The organism is Mycoplasma nasistruthionis (genome assembly GCF_006228185.1).
Taxonomy (GTDB): domain Bacteria; phylum Bacillota_I; class Bacilli_A; order Mycoplasmatales; family Metamycoplasmataceae; genus Mycoplasmopsis; species Mycoplasmopsis nasistruthionis.
Genome location: NZ_CP040825.1, coordinates 724,403 through 745,148 on the forward strand (window position 1 = coordinate 724,403; position 20,746 = coordinate 745,148).

The following is a 20,746-nucleotide window of genomic DNA, read 5'->3' on the forward strand; positions in this document are numbered from 1 at the left end:
CTCAGGGTAGCCTGAGATTTTTTATTGCAAAAGCAAACAAAAACACCTAGGAAATAGGTGTTTAAGTAATATTTAACGTTTAGAATAACGCTTACTTAACCTAGAAAACATAGCAATTTCTTCATTATTTTTTCTTTGATTAGCTTGTAAAAACTTCTCAATTAATTTTTCACTAATTAACTTATCTTTAAGTAATATTTCTAGGTAATAAATAATAACATCATCACTAAAAAAATATCTGTAATCATTGTACATTGTGATTATGTTTTTTAATTCTTCATAAAGAATATTTTTTAACTGTAATGGATATTCTAGTTTTTTAGAGTGGAAAGAAAACTCTTCACGATCAACAATTTGTAAATCCTTATCAGGATAGCATTTTACATCCAGATCGTAATCAATAAATTTAATTGTATTATCTTCAAAAATAGGCTTAGAAGCCATATTTATGTAATGATAAGCGCCGTTATCTCTTAATAAAACTATTCCATTATAATAAGAGTCTTTAGGTAAAAATCATAAAGCGTTATCAGTGTATTTTCAACCATTAACGTCTTTTTCATGTTCAGCAACACGAGTGTGTTTAAGTGATAAAACAATGTGTCTTTTGTTATGAAATACAACTTTAGCATCGAATCATTGACGATATAAATAACCATCGTGTTTATATGCTTGAACATTTACCATTTGTCCGATTTTTAACTTACTAAAATCTCATTTTAGCTTGTTCATATAAGTTCCTTTCTAAATTATTTAGAAGAGACCTTAACTATTTCAGTTTTATTATCTGAATTTTTTCTGACAACATAATTTGTAGCAGTTTGGACGCTACGTCTTGAAGTTACTCATCTATTTTCAGGTAGAGTAATTTCTTGATCTTTTAAAATTTCGTTTTCTTCAACAAGATTATTATTGTTTAAATCTTGTCATAAATATATTAAATTTGCTTCGTTATTAAATGGCACGAAGTCTTTGGTAATATATGGGTAATTATCTTTAAATATAGGTTCTTTTGTAGTTGTGTTAATAATTCTATTTGGATAAATACGATTTTTAATTTGTTTATCCCTGTCTTCTGTGTTTGACATTTGTGTGACGGGTTTGCCAGTAACAGGATCATTTGTTTTAGAAACATTAAATAATTGAGCCCCTTCGTCAAAGTTGGCATGACCAAAGAAGTTAAAACTATCTAAATATTCAAATTCAGTTTTATTAACTACAGCACCTGTGCTTTTGTTAACAAATACTAGCCCTTTGTATTTATTTGAGTCTAAATAACCACTGAATTTAATTTCATTGTATTTACTTGAATCAGGGTTAATTGATCTAAATGAGTTTTGTAATCAACTTCAATTACCTTCGTTAAAGTAAATTTGAGAAATTACTTTACCATAACCCATGGTTTCTAAGAATAGTTTATAGAAATAAACATTTTTATTTGATTTAACTTGATTTTCATAATCAGTAATTATTTGAGCTAAATTTTCTTGTTTTCCATAAAGTTCATAAGCATCAGCTTGATTAATTTTATAACCTTCTAAAGCAAATGGGGTAGAAGGCATCATAACTGATTGTGGTTGGTAAAAATATTGTCTTGTTAATGAATCAAAATTATTCATAAAGACTTTTCCATAATCATCAGCAATTGGAGAAGGTGAAAATGAATAAGTTACCGAAGTATTATTTTGGTTATATTTAAATTTAAAGATACCAAAATAACCAATTGAAAATGGTTCTAATTTTTCACGAGCTGTAAAAGCAGGATTTGGATCATTAATGCTGAAATATGACTCAAAAGCGTATTTTGAGTATTCTCTTGGAACTAATTCAGTAGCAGAATAATAATATTTAATTTGACTAGCATCTAAACCAAATTGACCATCTGGTGAATAAAATAATTTTCTATACTTAGATGCAGTGTGGTTAAGTTGAATAGCAATAGGGCTTGAAGGATCAGAATTAGCTAAATTTCAAACTTGTTTTGGTGATAAAACATTATATAAATAATTCGAAATTGGAGCTGCAGAAGATAAGTCAGTTGAATTCAGTCTTCTAACATCCCTAATTCATGCGGTTTGTATTTCTGATTTGAAAGGTACGTTGTAATTAGTTAAGGTCTTAAAGTTGTCAACAAAGTAACCATTTCAAAGTTGTCTATTACTATGGCTGTGGCTTGATGATTTTGAAGAAACATCATTGTAATAAATTTTTACCGCTTGCTTTTGAGTTTTGTCAGCAGTTTGATTGTCATTTATAAATTGATTGTAATCTGAGTTTTCAAAAGCGATTTCAGCATACGAATTGTTTCAATGGTGCATGTATTCATGAAAAATAGTAGGCATTAAAACACCGACTTTTGTATAAAGGTCTACGTCTAAACCATTTAAAGCAGCACCATTAATAAAAATTGTTTTGATATTTGGAATATATAATCCATTAGAATTTTCGGTAATGATATTAAAATTATTAATTTCAATTTTTTTAAGGTCAAAAACTTCAGGGCCAAAAGTTACTTTACGTTTAAACTCTTGTGCCATTAAAGCTAATCCCTGCGGACCAAATAAGTAAATTGGATTTCCGTTTTCATCATTGGCATATGAATAGTCAATGAATTCAATTTTAGTAAAAGGATCTTTATAAACGTAAGCACTTTTGCCGTAAATTATTTGCGGTTGAAGTGAATTGTAGTCAAGTAAAGTGTTTAATTTAGAAATACCTGCTTTAGCTACTTCAGAATTTGCAAAAAAAGCTTCATTTTCACCAATTGGAAAAATTTCTGCTGAACCTTCTAATGTAGGAACATTTATTTGTTTATAGTCAACATCTGTGTTAAAACCATTGTTTGGATTTGAATTATTACCAGAGTTTTTAGTCGAGTTTCCCTGATTATTTTGTTTTGGTAATAGAGAATTAACAATGGTGTTAAATCCAAAATAAGAACCTACAATTGCACCTGCAACTATCACTGAAGAACCTAGGATTAAACCTATAATTTTTTTCCCCATAAAACCTCTTTTATATATCATTTAAATTTTACCTTTTTTTCTTGATTTTATGCTGAATTTACAAAGTGTCATTTAAGAAAATGCAAAAATTTCAAGTTTATTTAACTATTTAAAAAAGTTTGAAAAAACAGGTTAATTTTAGCACTATAATATAAATGTGAATAAGAAATCGGAGGTCTTTATGTATAAATATAAAGCTAAATTAGTTTCTAACGGAGAGTTAATAGCACAAGCAAATACTCTTGACGAATTAGAAGGACTTATTAAAGGATTTCGCCGTGGACAAAAACACGGACTTCATACCAAAGGTAATGAAAAAATTGAAGTAGTTCATGTTGAAAGAAATCATTTAGAAGGAAAAAGAGCTTCTAAAGAAGTTGTTTTAAAAACAGTTTAATTTCTAAGACATTTACAAAATCATTTTAATCATTTAACCTTTATTTAAAGGTGTTCACAGTAATAAAAAAAGAACAAAAATAAACACTGCAGATGCAGTGTTTTTAGTTACTCTTTATTTTGTGTATCTTGTTTCGAATATTCATAAATTAGATTTGCTAATTCTGTTTTTTGCATGTCTTGATAACCAGAAATTTTTAACATTTCAGCAATTGAAAATAATTGAGAATTTGGTAATTCAAGTAGTTTTTTGACTTGTTGTTCTTTTTGTGGATCAGTCGTTTCTGTGACTTGCGTAGCTTCTGGATTTTGAGTAGTTTCTTGTTCAGTTTGTTCAGTTTTAGGCTGTGCATCGGCATTGAAAGAATTAGCTTGACCACCAAACATCATGTTTAAGAAACTGTTTGGATCATTCTGCATTTTTTGTGCTTGTTTTAGAAACTCTTCCATTTGTTTTTTACGTTTAATATTAAAGAATAAAATTCAAATTTTCTTAATATTGTGTGAAACAAAAATTCATGACACGATAGAAATACTTAGAATTAACATTTCAAAAATAAAGTTAATAATATATCCATTAGAAGCACTTTGGAATGGAATAACTCTTACTTTGCTGAAGAAAATATATTGGAATAAATCAATAGCATTTCATAAACCAATAAAGAACATTACACGCACATAAGTTAATTGTAGGTGAATATAGTCTTGTTTTTGTACTGATTTGTAATATCCTAAACCTAAAGTAAAAATAGCATAACCAATAGCAAACATTAAAAGCAAGTTCGTAATAATTGAATATATAAATTGTTGTTGTGCAACATTTTGTAGTATTGTCCTGTCATTAGGTGCAATTTGAGTGTTAAAAGCATTTGCTGTATATCCGCCATATTCTCTTAGTTCATTTGCATTTACAGCGCTGTTAATAATTAATCCTAAATAAAGTGAAAAAATAATAAAAGCGCTTAGAAAACCTAAAATAATTCAATTTCTAAAAGTCGTTTTACCAACTTTTGACAATTCCGCTTCATTATCATATTCAGTAAGTTTTTTAAAAGGTATCATTTAGTCCTCCTTTTTTTCTGTTTCAAAGAAAGTGTCAAAATCAAACTTAGCTACATCAAACTCAACTGGTGGTTTAGCATAAAACACCATTTTTTGTTTTGATGTAGGATGAATAAATTCAAGCTTGTAAGCATGTAATCTTTGACCAAATTCATCTATTTTTTTATTATAAACAGGATCTCCATAAATTGGTAATCCGATATGTGCTAGATGAACTCTAATTTGGTGTGTTCTACCTGTTTCTAGAGTACATTTAACAAGTGATTTAGGTAATTTATCAATGTAAAAAGTGTCTAATAAAGTTAAATTTGTAATAGCTTCTTTTGAATTTTTATTAGTAATAGCCATTTTTAAACGATCTTTTTCTGAACGACCAATTGGCAAGACTAATTTCATTTTTTTAGACTCAGGAATTCCATCAGTAATTGCTACATATGAACGATTAACTTCATGATTAACAAACATATCAGCAAGAATTTTATGTGAATTATTGTTTTTAGCAATAATTAACAATCCACTTGTATCTTTGTCAATTCTATGAACAATTCCAGGTCTTAATAAACCATTTTCATTTGATAAATTGTTTTTAAAGTGATATAAAAGTCCATTAACTAAAGTGTCATCATGATGACCAGGAGCTGGGTGAACTGTTAAACCTGAAGGCTTGTTTATAACACAAATGTCTTGGTCATCATAAACAATGTTTAATTCCATTTGTTTAGGTTCTACATGAATTTCTTTATCAATTACTCTTGAAATAGTAATTGTTTGACCTTCTTTTACAGTGAATTTAGGTTTATTAACCAAAACTCCATCAACCATAACAACTCTTTCATCGATTAGCTGTTTAATGTCGTTTCTTGAAATTTCAGTGTTATTTGAAATATATTTATCTATTCTTTCAGAATAGTTTACTTTAAGTTCAATCATATTTAAATTATATACATTTAATTTTAAAAGACCGTTGATATTCAGGAAAGAAATAAAATAATATGCAGTGCTTAAAACTGCATATTATTGTCTTTATTTTAGGAATTCATATTTAAATAAGTTAGGAGAAATTTCTTCTAAAAAGTAATCTTTTAGTAATTGTTTTAAAGTATTGATATGACTATTTAGTTCTGGATAATCATAGACATTTTTAACACTACCACTTACTTTTTCTTTCTTAAATGTGTTTAGTTCTTGGATTATTTGGTATAAACCATAATTAAATTCAGGGTTATAATTTTCAGTTTTCTTAGCTTCAATTAAAATTTGCATTCAAACACCCAATATTTTGTTTTCTGCTTGATTAAATTCTAGTTTTTCTAAGGCTTTAGTGGTTAGTGTTTCACCTAAAGTTGTGTCTAAACTAAATTCATTTTTATAAAATCTTTTATCAGAACCATAGAAGCTTCTTAATTTAGAAAACTGACACAGTGAAGTTCAGAATAATATTTTCAATAATCAAGTGTCTAAAATACCTTTTTGGACATCTTTTAAGTATTTTTCTTTTAAATCAGCTGTCCTAAATAGCAATCCATTGATTTTGTAGTTGTTTTTATACTGTACAAATCCCCCCCCGCGAAGAGTGGTAGAACGGGCAGAAAATTGTCACTTCTAACATAAAAACCATTACCTCTATACATCCTGCTCTATTAAATAAAGTTTGAAAACCTTGGTTTTCTAAATTATTACCAGCGGCAGCTAAATAACCTATCATATTTTCATTATAAAGTGGTTTAACTCTAATTTTCTTGCTAAAACCTTCACTCTTTTGCTTTTCTTTAATAATTTCAGGAGACATTTCAGTACCGTCCATACTTAAAATAACACCATCAAATGTATCGTTATCAAACTCTCTTCTATCAAATAAATCACTATATGAACTATAAATTCTAGGTACTTTTAAAGTTTCATCAAAAATAATTTTGTTATCTTGTATTTCATAGCAATCTAACTCTATTTCTTCAATGAAAGAATTTTTATTTGATCATAAAATTGCTGAAATAAACGAATCTGATGTTGCATGAAAATGTCTTTTGTTAAAACCAAATCCACCAAGGAATTCTTTATTAATAATGTGTTGACTTTTTCAATATTTAATTGGACTATATAAAACATAACTATCAGTATCTTGTCTTAAATAATATTTAAATCCACTTCAGATAAATATATTTGCTAAATCATTAGTCACACTACCTTTAATATTTGAATTATTCTTAACTTCAGCTTTCATTTGTGTGGTTGCATAAGATTTTTTTCAAGAAACTTGATGAGCTTTTACTTTTTGAGCATCTCTAGCTCCTGCTTCAGCATAAGGTGGATTTTCAAATAAAATTATGGTGCATTTTGGATCATTAACATATTTCATAATTTCATTATTTTCTATATATTCTTGACTTAATGCATCAGCACCTTTTACTAGACCCATATTGAATGTATCTTGTTGTTCAAATGGTGGAATAATTGCTCTTACTTTATCTCCTAATAATTCAAGCAGAACTTTATATTCATAATATTCAATTGTTGATAAAACACAGTGGCTTAGTTCTTCGTCTGTTAATAGTTTTTCTAAATTTCCAGTTCCGGCACATCTATCTAAAATAATATAATCGTTGCCTTCTGGAACTCTGGCAATAGCTTTTCTAAGTAGTTCTAATGATTTTTCTACATAAGGTAAAGGTGTATAAAAAGCACCTAAATTTTTCTTTTGTAAATTATCATTTAACTTATCCATAAGTCATTGAAATTTAACATTTGTTTCACCAACATAGGGATTAATTAAATTTTTAAATTTCTCAGGATTTCTAATTTCACCTACAATTTTGATTTTTCCATTTAAATCACCAATAAAATCAGCTTTTTGAGCACTTGGATTTTCATTGTAATATCTCTCTGCTCATCCAACAATACAGTTTTCATCGATGTTAATTTTCATGTAGTTTTCTTGTTTAAGTAAGTTAATTAATTCTTGTCCATCTGTGTGATTTGAATAATTTAATTTCTTTTTATATTCTTTACTTATAAAACCAACATTATTTTTAGAACTTGCTCCAATGTAAACCTTATGAATTTCATCAAAATAGTCTTGAGAATCATATAAGTAGGCAGTTGTTTCATTTAATGATATTAACAAAATGTTCTTAGGTATAGATTTACCTCTAATTCTCATTTGAGATAAATATTTTACAACTTGAAATAATGTGGCATTTAGGTCATTAATTATTAATTTGAATTCTAAAATATTACCATTAACAACACCATCAGTATTATTAACAAAAACATCATCAAGAGTTAATTCTTTATTAACTCTTGTTAATATGGTGCTATAAAAATCTTCTTGACCTTCTAATTCATTACTATATTTTAAAATCATAATTTCTCCTTTAGTGTGTCTCACACACATTCTACACAAATAAATCACACAAACTTTTTCCTTGCGCTAATTATTTAAAGCAGAAATTTAATTTTTCCATATTCAATTTAAATCACTTATTTATTAACAAAAAGCAAAAAACTGGAAAAATATGATAAAAACAAATTTTAGGTTGAAACTTTCCAGAAAATCAGACTTTTAGTATCCAAAAAGAAATTAATGTTATATATAAAAATATAATTTAATTATGGTTAATGCTAGTCATTAGCCAGTAATTTTAATTAGGATTATTAAAATGAAAAAAACAAAAATATAAATAAGTCTGAAAACAAATTTCATACTTTTTATAGTTGTCTTTTAAATAAAATTTATTTAAAAGACAATATAAGGATACCAATCCGTAACAAAATACTTTTATGAAGTCATTTGTTAGCCCTGTCCTTATTTCTGATAGGTTTTGTATCATTCATAGTTTATGCAACTGAAGAAAGTAGTTATGTGTATTCATATGATGCAAAAAACACAATAATAGATACGCCATTACAGTTTTACTTAAAAATTTCTTTTGACTGTTAATTATTGGCTTATTTATTTATTTCACCTCAGTGTTTAGAACAATTTTAACTACTAAAAACATTAAAAAATCTTTACTAAATTTTCTTTACTATAAATCAATTGATTTAGAATTTCAAAATTCTAAATCATTAAATACTTATTACTTTAGTTTATCTTCAATTTCCTTGTTTTTAACTGTAATAGGTATATTTTCGGCCCTATATGGATATCATCAAATTTATTCAATGAGTTGATTATTCTATAAATTGTTCGTCACTGCAGGTATTGCGACAACTGTGCTAACTGTTTTATGTTATTTCTTTGAGTTAGCACTGCTAAAACAGAAAAATGTTGAAGAGTTTCCTTCTGACATAACTGTGCTACCAGAAGAAACTATTAGAAGAAAAAGATTAGTCATTTTCTCAATTAACACTGCTTTAAATGTTCTAATTGTAGTAACATTTTTCAAGTTTTTAATACAAATTATTGCTCAAGGGCCAGAAGTATATTGAAAATCAGCTATTAAGCTTGATTTGTGATTATTTTTAATTGCACTGTTGGGTTATTGTGCTTTATTTTTAAATCTTGGCTTGAAAAATAACAAACTTTTACATATATTTTGTCCTTTTTTATTTATTAACAAAGTTAATGTTCAATTTACAAGCTATGTCAAAATCAAATACTTTTACCTTGGGCTATCATTGATTTTCCTTATGTTTAGTGTGTTAAGTTTTAGTTTATTATACGTTTCTCTTGAATACTTGAGCACACTCCTTGTTTACCCTGTATTTTCTTGTTGGATAGTGTTTAGCTTTATTTTACCCTTTCTTTTTTTCAGAGCTAAATACTTGCATCACACCAAAATGGTTTACATGGGTTAACCTCCTTTTTATAATAATTTTTTCAATACAAAAACGCGCGAAAGTGCGTTTTTATTATTTCTTAAATTTACAGAATCAGATATTCAATCAAATTTTAAAAAATCAAATTTATAAAACTTTTAAGTCAACAAACAAGGGATTGAAAATCTTAGCTTTAGTAAAAAAGCACAAATCCATTGATTTTTCTAAATCAGTCAATATGAAACTGACAAAATAAGCAATTCATAACTATGTCAAAGGTACAAAAGAGTTTAATTAAAATAAGAAACTTATAACATATCAAAAATATTGTTTAAAAAACAGACAAGAATCAAATAACTTAGTTATTTGGGTATAATAATAACATGCTAGATTTTTTAGAAAAAAGAATACAAAAAGCTTCGCTAAAATGGCGAAAAAAGTTCAAGTAAATGAAGAAGATATTTTAGAAGTTACAAGAGACATTAAATTAGCACTGCTAGAAGCTGACGTTAATTTAAAAGTTATTAAAGAATTTATTGCTAACGTAAAACAAAAAGCTCTTGACAGTCAATTAACTCATAAATTAAACCCTTCTCAACACATGATTTCAATTGTTAGAGATGAATTGGTTTCTATCTTAGGAAGTAAAACACAAGAAGTTAAAATTGACAAAAAACCTTTCATCATTATGATGGCAGGATTGCAAGGGTCAGGTAAAACAACAGCATCAGCTAAGTTAGCTTTCTTTTTAAGAAAGAAAAAAATGGTTGAAAAACCACTTCTAGTAGCCGCTGACATCTATCGTCCGGCTGCTGTAGATCAGCTAGTAACACTAGCAAAACAAATTCAAGTTGATTACTATCAGCAAGGGACAAATGTTTCAGCTCAAACTATTGTTCAAAATGCTATCCAACACGCTAAAGAAAATGGTAATGATTTAATTATTATTGATACAGCAGGTCGTTTGGCTATTGATGAACCTTTAATGAATGAATTGAAGGAAATTAAACAATTAGTTCATCCTGGTGAAATTTTATTTGTTGCTGACGCACTAAGTGGTCAAGATATAATTAATGTTGCACAAGCTTTTCATGATAATTTAAAACTAACTGGAACAATTATTACCAAATTAGACTCTGATGCTCGTGGTGGAGCAGCTTTAAGCTTGCGTCAAGTTTTAAATATTCCTATTAAGTTTATTGGTACAGGGGAAAAAACATCAAACTTTGAAATTTTCCACCCAGATAGAATGGCTGAAAGAATTTTGGGAATGGGTGATGTTTTAACGCTGATCGAACATGCCAAAGAAAGTATTGATGAAGACAAAGCTCAAACAATGGTTGAAAGAATGTTTTCAGGTCAATTTACTTTAGATGATTTATTAGAACAAATTAAGCAAATGAAAAACTTAGGTAAATTTTCTAAGATCTTAAAAATGCTTCCGGGTAATTTAGCAAATCGTGTTAGCGAACAAGATTTAGATAGTGCTGAAGAAAAAATGAGAGTTTATCAAATTTTAATGTCATCAATGACTAAAAAAGAAAGAAAAAATCCAAAACTTTTAAAACAAGCTTCTAGAAAAGAAAGAATTTTAAAAGGGTCTGGACGTAGTACTCAAGAATATAATAAATTATTATCAGACTTTGATAATATGAGTAAAAAAATGTCTGAAATTTCTAAAAAAATCAAATCGGGTGGTGGTCTAAACGGTTTAGGCGACCTAGGAAAAATGTTTTAATGTATTTCATCTTTAATTAATAAGTGATTGTATCATAAGTAAGAATATGAAAAATTATGGTACAATTATTTATATGCCGCTATAGCTCAGTGGTAGAGCACTTCCATGGTAAGGAAGGGGTCGGAAGTTCAATCCTTCTTGGCGGCACCAAATATTTTCATCTAAAATATTTTTATTAAATTCATTTAATATTCATTTATAAATTTTTTAAAAGTTCAAAAATAAAATATAGTTCAAAAATTACTTATAATCTATACAAAATTATTATATTTTTTATTTGTTGTGTAGTTTCATGTTTTCAATGACTTTATTGTATATTTCTTCTTGAAATATTAAATATATTCAATGTTTTGAAAGTTTTTAGTGTCAAAACAATTTAGTTTAAATATATTAAAATAATAAAAAACAACCCATATCATAGGTTGTTTTATTTTTTATTTTAAATTTCGTTTTTCAACAATTCGTAAGGTTTAAATCCTGCAAATGATTTAGTAGCTTGATTATTTTCTAAAACTACTGTAAACGGAATTGAAGCAACTCTATATTCTTTAGCTAATTCTTGTTCTTTATCAATATTAACTCTAAATACATCCATGTTATCTTTTTCAACTAGTTGTTCTAAAGAAGATTTATACATTTTACATGGACCACATCAATCAGCGTAAAAAACTAATAATCTTTTACCAACTGTACCGTCATTTAATTTTTCTTGTAATAGCTCTTTTGTTGTTTCGTGTAACATAATACCTCTTATAAATATTTGATTAATTATAAACATTTTTAAATCAAAATTACCAAAAAGTTAATTTTTTACTGTTTTTTAGCCTAAAAACTAACTTTTTGGTAATTTGTGTGCCAAAAAGGCATAAAAAAACAGCGGCTCCCTATTTTCACCTTTCGGCTATCGTCGGCACTAAAGAGCTTAACTACTGAGTTCGGAATGGGTTCAGGTGATCCTCTTTGCTATAACCACTGATTAGATTATATCTTGTTTTTGTAAATAGTAAAATAATTTTTTGATTTTTTTAATAGAGACGCTGTTTTACCAAAAAAAGCATAAAAAAACAGCGGCTCCCTATTTTCACCTTTCGGCTATCGTCGGCACTAAAGAGCTTAACTACTGAGTTCGGAATGGGTTCAGGTGATCCTCTTTGCTATAACCACTGATTAAATAATAACTGATTTTTAAAAAAAACCAAGAACTTTTTAAAAATTATTTAGAAAAGTATTTGCTATATTTAGCAAAATCTTCAGGTTGTAGTTTTTGTAAATAGTATAAACCTAATTTTTTATATAAAACTGTATTAGCAATTTTGAATAAAGGAATGCTATAAGCTTCTTGACCTAAAACTTGTCTAAATCTATTAAATTCAATTTCTATATCATCTCTTGAAACAATGATTTGCAGTTTTTTAATAAACAACATTGTTCAGAAGTAGTTAGTAATAGTTTCAAGCGCAATTTGTTTATAGTCGCCTTTAATATTATATGCTGCAAATTTGACAGGATCCGATTCAGATGCTAATAAATCAGGTTGAAAATCAATTTTAGCTAAATTTTCTCTGTTGATTTGAAGCATTATTTCTTGACCGTAATTAAATAGTTGGTCGATTACGATTTGTTGGAAAGTTTGGAATCTGATAAATTCTTTTACATCTTCTAATGTTTTAACATTTTCCATTTGTAATAAATGAATGTTTTCATCAGTAATAGGCATTTTTTTGAATTGATAAATAGATGCCACTTTAATTTTTACATCTTGTTCATTTAAAACTGTTTGATGCTTATCTGTTAAGTTTTTATTTTCTAAAAACTTAAGTAAATTAGCTTCATTAACATTTTTACCTTCAAGGAAATAAGTTCCTTGCATGTTATCTTCCATGTCATAAATTTCAATTGACACTAAATCACCTTGTTCAACCTTGTCTTTAATGACAGGAACTCTGAATGAATATTCACTAATAAAGTTTTTTAAAAATTCTTCAACTTTCTTTTCACTATCAGCAGGAATAAAGAATTTGTGTTCAGGATCAATATCTAATTTGAATTGATCTAAATCATCAAAATAATATGACTTTAAATCATAACTTAAATTATCAGGGCTCATTTGCACATTTTGTTCAACACCCATAAAGAAAATCTTATCTGGATTTTCTTTATTTAATTTTTCAAGTAGTTTATCTTTTTCTACTTGCATTAAATATAATGAAGCCGTTGCTAAAATAGTTGGACGATCAATTTTTTGATCTTTTGGCTTGTTTTCTTCCAATCTTTTGAATGAATTATTTTGTGTTTCTAGTCAAACAGCTTTATCAACTGTGAACTTATCAATTAAAAATTTCATACACCTCATTTCTATAGTTATTTTAATTATATTAAATTCAAATTTAAAGTAAAACAGCTAGTTTTAATTCTCAGATTTAACGCCTTTATTTTCTTATTTCAACAATTAATTTAATTGTTTAAACTATCAATATATAATTAATTTATATGACAAAACCAATGACTAAAAAACAACAATCTTTAGATTTAATTTTGACTTTAACACAAGAAATTAACAAACTAAATCATGCATATTATGACCTAGATCAACCCTTGGTTGATGATTATGTTTATGACTTAAAATTAAGGCAATTAGAAGACTTAGAACGCAAGTACCCAGACTTAATTCAACCAGATTCACCGACTGTTAAAATAGGTGGAGTACCTAGCTTAGAATTCAGTAAATACAGGCATGAAAGACCAATGCTATCTTTAGCTAAAGCCTATTCCTTAGATGAGGTTGCTAAATTCATTGATGATACTATTCAATCATTAAATGACAAAAATATTAGTTTTAATTTAGAACCAAAAATTGATGGTTTATCTTTAACTTTGCACTATAACAACGGTAAATTACAAAAAGCAATTACACGAGGTAATGGACAAATCGGAGAAGATGTTACTAAAAATGCAAGGTTGATAAAATCGATTCCTAAGCATATAAATTATTCAAACTCCCTAGAAATAAGGGGTGAAATATATATATCAAAAACCCAATTTGAATTAACAAATAGTGCTTTAAGACAGAAATATGAACAACAAATTGCTCAACTGACTGATCAAAATGAAGTTGCTAAAGTTAAACAAGAAGAATTTGCTAACACTAGAAATATGGCGGCTGGAACATTGCGCCAAAAAAATGGTAGCTTAGTAGCAGAAAGAAACTTGCAATTTTTAGCTTATGATATTGTTGACCCTGAAAAACATAATTTAACATTGCAAAGTCAAATCGTTCCTTTCTTAAACAACCTAGGTTTTCAAAGTCATGATGTTAGTTACAATGAATCTGAATTAAATAATATTTTTAAAAGAATTGAAAATTTTGAAAGTATAAAAAACAGTTTTGAATATGACTGTGATGGATTTGTAATTAAATTAAATCAACTGCAATATTGAGATAGCTTAGGTAAAACTGCTAAGTTTCCTAAATATGCAATTGCATTCAAATACAAAACTGAAGAAGCATATCCGATTATTACAAACATTCTTACAACGGTTGGTCGAACAGGAAAAATAACTTATGTTGCTGAGTTTGATAAAGTTGAATTAAATCAAACAATGGTACAAAAAGCAACGCTTCATAATTATGATTTTATTGAAAATTTAAATCTTAACATTGGTGATCAAGTAGTAATTATCAAATCGGGTGAAATCATTCCTAAAATAATCGAATTAAAACAAAAGCTTACACAAGGTGTTTTTGATAAAACAACACATTGTCCAATTTGTAATTCACCATTAGTTGAATATCCAAACATAGTTGATCAATTTTGTGACAACATTAACTGTCCCGGTAAAGTTCAAAAAAACTTTATTCATGCAGTGTCTAGAAATGCTTTTAATATTTTAACATTAGGTACAAAAAATATTGAAACCTTCTTAGAACAAGGTTATTTAACTGATTTAGCATCAATTTTTGAATTAGAAAAATATAAAGAGCAAATGTTGCAACTACCTAGTTATCAAGACAAAAAAGTAAATGGTATTTTAGATAGCATACAAGAAGCTAAAAACATTGAACTACCTAAAGCATTGTATGCCTTAGGAATTAAAAATATTGGTAAAGAAGTAGCAATTTTACTAACTAACAAAATTAATAAATTAAGTGATTTTATTGATTATGATTTTGATTCGCTTTTATTAATTAATTCAATCGGACCTGAAATAGTTTCATCACTAAAAGAATATTTTAGTGATGAAAAAAATATAGAAACAATCAAAAGATTAGATAGTCATTTAAAGTATATTCAGAACCAACAAACAGATGGTAAATTAAGCAATTTAACTTTTGTAATTTCTGGAACTTTATCAGTTTCCAGAAATGAAATGTCAGATTTAATTGAAAAAAACGGTGGCAAAGTAGCTTCATCTATTTCGAAAAATGTGAATTATTTATTGTGCGGTGAAAATGTTGGTGAAGCTAAAATTTCTAAGGCTCAAAAGCTAAATATTCCAACAATAAGTGAAGTTGAATTATTAGATTTAATTAAATAAAACATAAAAAATCTAAGATAAATTATAGTAAAAAATATACACACACCTCTTTGTTAAGAAAGGTGTGTTTTTATATTTCTTAAAGCTTTGTTAAATATCTTTGTAACATATTGAACGATATTTACAAATACTGTAACATCAAAGATAAAAAAATACACTGTTTCGATAAAAAAACAACAATTTTTTGTATTTTTTAGCAAAACATTCATAAATTTGCCATTTTTTCAAAAAAACGCTTCTCTCTCTACTTATATAATATTGCTAGAAGTGTTAAAAAAGAATAAAACACTTCTAAATAAGAAAGGAGGTAAAAAATGAACAATAAAAATAAAGTGAGTGGTAACACACATTCAAAACAACAATTAAATCACCACTCAAATCAATTGAACTCAAACAATAGCGCAAATAGAGCTGCTAACAATAACAGAGCAAACCAAATGAACCCAAACAATCCTGCTTACAAAGGAAACAAATAATTTTGAAATTTGGTTAAAATACCCATAACTATAATGTTATGGGTATTTTATATTAAAGAATTTCTATGTCATTAATTTGTCATAGATGTTTAACTTTTGTTGGGTTAGTGTATTGAATTGAAATTGATTTAAACTTTTTGTTAATACTATCTGCAGGAACTATGAATTCTGCAACACTATCAACATTAGTTAGAATAATATCTGTTGCCTGATTATTTGTGTCAATTAATTTCAGTTTTAAATCTGACAATTTAAGCTCAGAACTTTGATTAAGCTTAATTGAATGAATGTTGATTGGTTTTAAAAACTCCATATGTAATGGAAAACCAGGATCGTTATCGCTTCCAGCTAATGATGTTCTGTATTTATTGTATGTATTATTATCACCATCTATGATGTTGCTTAACTTAAATTCAGTTTCTGTTTCAGTTTTGTCACCATATGATAAAACTCAGTAAGAAAACAGAGATTTTTCAGATTGAGTTGAAGCCACTATTGGAGATTCGATAAAAATCTTGCTATCATCAGTTTGAATAATATCCACATCTTTAATTGCTCATCACTTACCAGTATCAGACAGTGATTTAAGTGTTAAGGTTTTAAATTTAGCACTTTGCTTGTCTTTAGGAACAGTAAATGTGTAATCTTTTACTGAAGCCAAAGTGGCATAGTTTTCATTTTCTTTAGTATATGAAGCAAGTTCATATCAGCCACCATCTTCTACTTGACCATATAAATGAACATCCTTTAATGCCTCAAATCTTGTTGTTTCAACATATTGATGTAAGGTAACGGATTTGACATTAATAGGTTTAGTAAAGTTAAATAAAATTTCTCCATTACGTTTAACAGCGCCTATTCCGTCTTTGTTACCAAATACCGGAATAGATAACGATGAATTGCCATCAATTGCATATTCAGCATTATTATTAGATCTGTATTCTGCTATTTCTTTTTGATTAACCAATGTAATTTCTTTTAACTCTACTGATTTAATTGAGTTAGCTGTTTGTTTGCTTGTTTCAACTTGCGCTAAACCTGCATCAATATTTGCTTTAATTTGTTGCAGTTTTTGCATGTTTATTTTTTGACCTTGATTATAAAAGTCTACAGCAGCTTGATTATAAACATCAAATAACTTTGTGTTTATACCATGATAGTATTTATATTCAAACATTTTAATAAATCTTTTTACTAGCAAGTCTTTAACTGTGCTATAAAGTTCTTTTAAATTGTTAAGATTTGTATCAGCTTGCGAAATGACTTCTTGAAGTTTAGTTTTAGCGTCAACAAGTTGTTGTAGGGTTGTGCTCTGATTATCAAAAACTGCTTGTACAGTATTGTAAACTGTTTCTAGTTCAGTTTTAATGTTTAATAATGTGTATTTTGAATCGACAGTATCTTGATATTTATCTAACTGTATTTGTTTTTGATTTAATAATGATTTAAGTTCAGTTTTAATCGAACTCAAATCATTAGTTTCTTTATCAGATGTAGCTTTTGCAATTGATTTTTCTAATTCAGACTGAGCTTGTTCTAAGATGCTGTAATCACCAGTTTCTTTGACTTTTTCGGCATTATTAAAAGCCTGTTCTAGATTGTTTTTAATTTCTGAGTACTTTTGATCAGAATATTTACTTAATTCTGTTTCTTTAGTGTTTAATAGTTTATTTAATTGAGTTTTTAAATTATTTAATTTTGTTTCAAAGTTTTTGCTTGTATCACCTGAAACATGATTTTCATTGCGTTTAGTTTCATTATTCGAAATATCTGGACTCACAGGAGCTGGACTCACAGGAGCTGGACTCACAGGAGCTGGACTCACAGGAGCTGGACTCACAGGAGCTGGACTCACAGGAGCTGGACTCACAGGAGCTGGACTCACAGGAGCTGGACTCACAGGAGCTGGACTCACAGGAGCTGGACTCACAGGAGCTGGACTCACAGGAGCTGGACTCACAGGAGCTGGACTCACAGGAGCTGGACTCACAGGAGCTGGACTCACAGGAGCTGGACTCACAGGAGCTGGACTCACAGGAGCTGGACTCACAGGAGCTGGACTCACAGGAGCTGGACTCACAGGAGCTGGACTCACAGGAGCTGGACTCACAGGAGCTGGACTCACAGGAGCTGGACTCACAGGAGCTTTTATACCTTTCTTATTAGTAATATCTTTATTATCTAACTTGTCATTATTAGATTTATCAGCACTACCTTTGTCATTAGTGCTACAAGAAACTGCAGTAGTCAATGCAGTTAAAACACTTAAAGAACCTGAAATTGGTATTAAAAATTTGATTTTTTTCATGTTTATTTCCTTGCAATTTATATATACATTTTCGTCTTTTGTTTATATCCTCCATTTACCCATATATATTAATCAAAAAACAAAATTTTATAAATATTGTGAAACAATTTAAGCGTCTGTTTAAAACAATTGGGTATTTGTTTCATATTTTTTTGAGTTAAAATAACAAAATGTCTTAAATCGTTTTTGGAATTTAAAAATTTAGTGTATAAATTTATATTTAGACAAAAAATCACTATTCAATACAAGAATAGTGATTTTTAAGTCTTTCTTTACAAAATTAAAGGATTTCAATTTCATTAAGTGTTCAATAACCTGCTGAATTAGCTGTTGTGTTTTCAACTTTAATTCTTTTGTATTTTTTAGAAGCTTCATCTTTAGTTAATTGAACAAAAATATCTTTTTGTTCATCAGTTAATGTTACATCTTTAATTAATGGTTGACCATTTTCTTCAGCTGGAGTTAATGTGACTCTAACATTTTTTAGTTTTAGCATAGCATCTTGATCTAATTTAATAGAATGAACATTCATTGGTTTTAGAAAATCCATGTAAAGAGCATCACCAACATGAACTGTTTGTGAATTTCCAGTTCCGTGTCTATATGTGTTAAATGTGCTTGTATCATTGTCAAAAACATTTTCCTTTTTAAACATTACACTTTCAGGAGCAGGTGTTTTGTAAGTTAAAACTCCTGAATCTAAGAAGCGATGAGGGAATAAAATTGATGACATAACAACAGGTGCTTCAATAAAAATTCTATTATTGTCGCCATCAATAATTTCAACTTCTCTAATTCCTCATCATTTTTCAGTGTTTTCAAATGCTTTAACTGAAATGGTTTTGTATGTGTTATTTCTTTTTGAATTGTCAATATCTACTTTAACATTTTCAACTGATTTTAAGCTTTCTGGAGTTTGGTCATTAGCTTGAATTTTACCTAAACTTTCTCACCCACCAGTTCATCATTCTCCATGAAGTTCTAACTTGAATAGTGATTGAATATCATCTTTATTTTCACTTCCACGGTATTGATGTACTCTGATTGATTTAATTTTTGTAGGTTTAGAGAAATGGAAAAGCAATTCACCATTTCTCTTAACGGCTGCTCTACCATCATTATCTGCATAAAAAGGAATTGATAAGTCTGCATTTCCGTCGATTGTATAATCCGGGTTATTATTTGAACGAGTTTCATTAATTTCGTTGTAGTTAATTAATCTAATACCTTTGACACTTGTAGATAGTTTGTTAGCATTTTCTTTAGAAGCCTCAGCTGCTTGTAGAGCCTGTGTGATTTCATCTTTAATTGTTTGTAAGTTTTCTTTTGTTAATTTTTCACCACTATTGTAAAACTTAACAGCCGCGTCATTATATTTATCAAATAAAGTTGTATTAATTCCTTGATATGATTGATATTCGAACATTTTCTTAAATCTATCTAATAACGAACTTTTTGTTTGGTTATATAAATCTCTAAGTTCATTCTTAGAAGTATCAGCTGTTAAAATAGCATTTTCTAATTTGTGTTTTTCTTGGTTTAATTCATCAGCTGTACTTGTGTCTGCTTGTGCCACAGCAGAAGCATTAGAAAATGCTATTTCTAAAATATCTTTAATAGCTTTTTGAGTATATTTGGAATCGTCTGCATCTACATAAAGTGCTAATTTCTCTTCTTTTTTAGCTATTACAGCTTTTAATTCATTTCTTGCTACTTCTACATCTTTTTCTGTTTTATCATTTTGTGCTTTAGCAATAGCTTGATCTAACGCAGACTTAACACTTTCTAGTTCGGTTTTATTTTTAGATTCTTGTTTAGTTTCTGCATCAGTAAAAGCATTTGTTAATTCAGCTTTAATTGTCTGATATCTATTGTCTAGATATTTATTTAATTCAGCATCTTTTTTAGCTAAAACTTCTTTTAATGCATTTCTAGCATTTGTAATGGCAGGGTCTTCAGTTGCAACTTCTTCTCTTGGTTGTTCGTTTGTTGTGACAACTGGTTGATTAAGTGTTTCATCATTAGTTTCTGAACTTCGCTTAGAATCGCTGCTTGAACCTTGTTCGTTAGAAGGTGTTGCTGGCATTGGTTGATTTTGATTGTTTTCTGAAACTGTTGGTGTTTTATTAGTGTTATCAGCAGTTGAGGCATCTGTGCTTGAACTAACAGCAGGTTTTGTTTGGGTTTCAGGTGTTAGTACTGGTGTTGAGTTATTATTGTTTTCTGTTGTGTTTCCTTTTTCAGGAGTAGCAACCGGTTTAGGATTGGGAGTTGGGCTAACAACTGGTGCTGGTTTACTTGGTGTTTTAACAGGAGCAGGTGATACTGTTGTTTTTGAAGTATCTTTTTTAGCATCACTTTTAGATTTTGCACCACAAGATGCAGCCACTGCTGAAACTGCAAGAACACTTAAAGAACCACTTAGTAGTGGTAATCAAAATTTCATTCTTTTCATTTTCGTCTTTTC

The 20,746-nt window shown here is 28.3% G+C and carries 15 protein-coding genes, 1 tRNA gene and 2 rRNA genes; 6 read left to right on the top strand and 12 right to left on the bottom strand.

Going from position 1 to position 20,746, the window contains the following annotated elements:
* Positions 1-72: 72 nt before the first annotated feature.
* Both FG904_RS02935 and FG904_RS02940 read right to left on the bottom strand, forming a co-directional pair.
* Positions 73-732: a DUF402 domain-containing protein gene (locus tag FG904_RS02935; RefSeq protein WP_139592423.1), complete on the bottom strand. Its 660-nt coding sequence runs from the start codon at positions 730-732 to the stop codon at positions 73-75.
* A 17-nt stretch (positions 733-749) separates the two neighbouring features.
* Positions 750-3,005 (bottom strand): MYPU_1760 family metalloprotease, encoded by a 2,256-nt coding sequence (locus tag FG904_RS02940; protein WP_139592424.1) that lies wholly within the window; start codon positions 3,003-3,005, stop codon positions 750-752.
* A 181-nt stretch (positions 3,006-3,186) separates the two neighbouring features.
* Here FG904_RS02940 and FG904_RS02945 point away from each other — a divergent pair, with 181 nt between their 5' ends.
* Positions 3,187-3,402 (top strand): MAG6790 family protein, encoded by a 216-nt coding sequence (locus FG904_RS02945; protein WP_139592425.1) that lies wholly within the window; start codon positions 3,187-3,189, stop codon positions 3,400-3,402.
* 107 nt (positions 3,403-3,509) lie between these two features.
* On the opposite strand, the gene FG904_RS02950 is transcribed toward FG904_RS02945, so the two are convergent.
* The 4 genes from FG904_RS02950 to FG904_RS02960 form a co-directional block, all read right to left on the bottom strand.
* Positions 3,510-4,463 carry a hypothetical protein gene (locus FG904_RS02950; protein WP_139592426.1) on the bottom strand — a complete coding sequence of 318 codons (954 nt, stop codon included), beginning with the start codon at positions 4,461-4,463 and terminating at the stop codon, positions 3,510-3,512.
* Complete coding sequence (locus tag FG904_RS02955) at positions 4,464-5,393, bottom strand: RluA family pseudouridine synthase (RefSeq protein WP_139592427.1); 930 nt, start codon at positions 5,391-5,393, stop codon at positions 4,464-4,466.
* Positions 5,394-5,486: 93 nt separating this feature from the next.
* A complete protein-coding gene (locus tag FG904_RS03340; RefSeq protein WP_218936990.1) occupies positions 5,487-5,984 on the bottom strand; it encodes a hypothetical protein in 498 nt (165 codons plus the stop codon).
* A 22-nt stretch (positions 5,985-6,006) separates the two neighbouring features.
* Positions 6,007-7,824: a hypothetical protein gene (locus FG904_RS02960; protein ID WP_218936991.1), complete on the bottom strand. Its 1,818-nt coding sequence runs from the start codon at positions 7,822-7,824 to the stop codon at positions 6,007-6,009.
* A 605-nt stretch (positions 7,825-8,429) separates the two neighbouring features.
* Here FG904_RS02960 and FG904_RS02965 point away from each other — a divergent pair.
* From FG904_RS02965 to FG904_RS02975, 3 genes are all read left to right on the top strand, one after another.
* Positions 8,430-9,260: a hypothetical protein gene (locus FG904_RS02965; protein ID WP_139592428.1), complete on the top strand. Its 831-nt coding sequence runs from the start codon at positions 8,430-8,432 to the stop codon at positions 9,258-9,260.
* A gap of 388 nt (positions 9,261-9,648) precedes the next feature.
* Positions 9,649-10,959, top strand: a complete 1,311-nt coding sequence (gene ffh / locus FG904_RS02970; protein WP_139592429.1) for a signal recognition particle protein — start codon at positions 9,649-9,651, stop codon at positions 10,957-10,959.
* 75 nt (positions 10,960-11,034) lie between these two features.
* Positions 11,035-11,109 (top strand) — tRNA-Thr (locus tag FG904_RS02975).
* 289 nt (positions 11,110-11,398) lie between these two features.
* Here the strand turns inward: FG904_RS02975 and FG904_RS02980 are convergent.
* The 4 genes from FG904_RS02980 to FG904_RS02995 form a co-directional block, all read right to left on the bottom strand.
* Complete coding sequence (locus FG904_RS02980; RefSeq protein ID WP_139592430.1) at positions 11,399-11,701, bottom strand: thioredoxin family protein; 303 nt, start codon at positions 11,699-11,701, stop codon at positions 11,399-11,401.
* Between the two features lie 129 nt (positions 11,702-11,830).
* A 5S ribosomal RNA gene (gene rrf, locus FG904_RS02985) occupies positions 11,831-11,936 on the bottom strand.
* Positions 11,937-12,021: 85 nt separating this feature from the next.
* Positions 12,022-12,127: ribosomal RNA gene (gene rrf / locus FG904_RS02990) — 5S ribosomal RNA — on the bottom strand.
* Between the two features lie 45 nt (positions 12,128-12,172).
* A complete protein-coding gene (locus tag FG904_RS02995; protein WP_139592431.1) occupies positions 12,173-13,303 on the bottom strand; it encodes a trigger factor-related chaperone in 1,131 nt (376 codons plus the stop codon).
* A gap of 146 nt (positions 13,304-13,449) precedes the next feature.
* Here FG904_RS02995 and ligA point away from each other — a divergent pair, with 146 nt between their 5' ends.
* Both ligA and FG904_RS03295 read left to right on the top strand, forming a co-directional pair.
* Positions 13,450-15,495, top strand: a complete 2,046-nt coding sequence (gene ligA / locus FG904_RS03000; protein ID WP_139592432.1) for an NAD-dependent DNA ligase LigA — start codon at positions 13,450-13,452, stop codon at positions 15,493-15,495.
* 314 nt (positions 15,496-15,809) lie between these two features.
* Positions 15,810-15,971: a hypothetical protein gene (locus tag FG904_RS03295; protein WP_170176058.1), complete on the top strand. Its 162-nt coding sequence runs from the start codon at positions 15,810-15,812 to the stop codon at positions 15,969-15,971.
* Positions 15,972-16,023: 52 nt separating this feature from the next.
* Here FG904_RS03295 and FG904_RS03325 read toward each other — a convergent pair whose 3' ends face one another.
* A complete protein-coding gene (locus FG904_RS03325) occupies positions 16,024-18,279 on the bottom strand; it encodes a hypothetical protein (RefSeq protein ID WP_158290333.1) in 2,256 nt (751 codons plus the stop codon).
* A gap of 280 nt (positions 18,280-18,559) precedes the next feature.
* Entirely contained in the window at positions 18,560-20,734 is a 2,175-nt protein-coding gene (locus FG904_RS03010; protein ID WP_139592433.1) for a hypothetical protein, read from the bottom strand.
* Positions 20,735-20,746 lie beyond the last annotated feature (12 nt).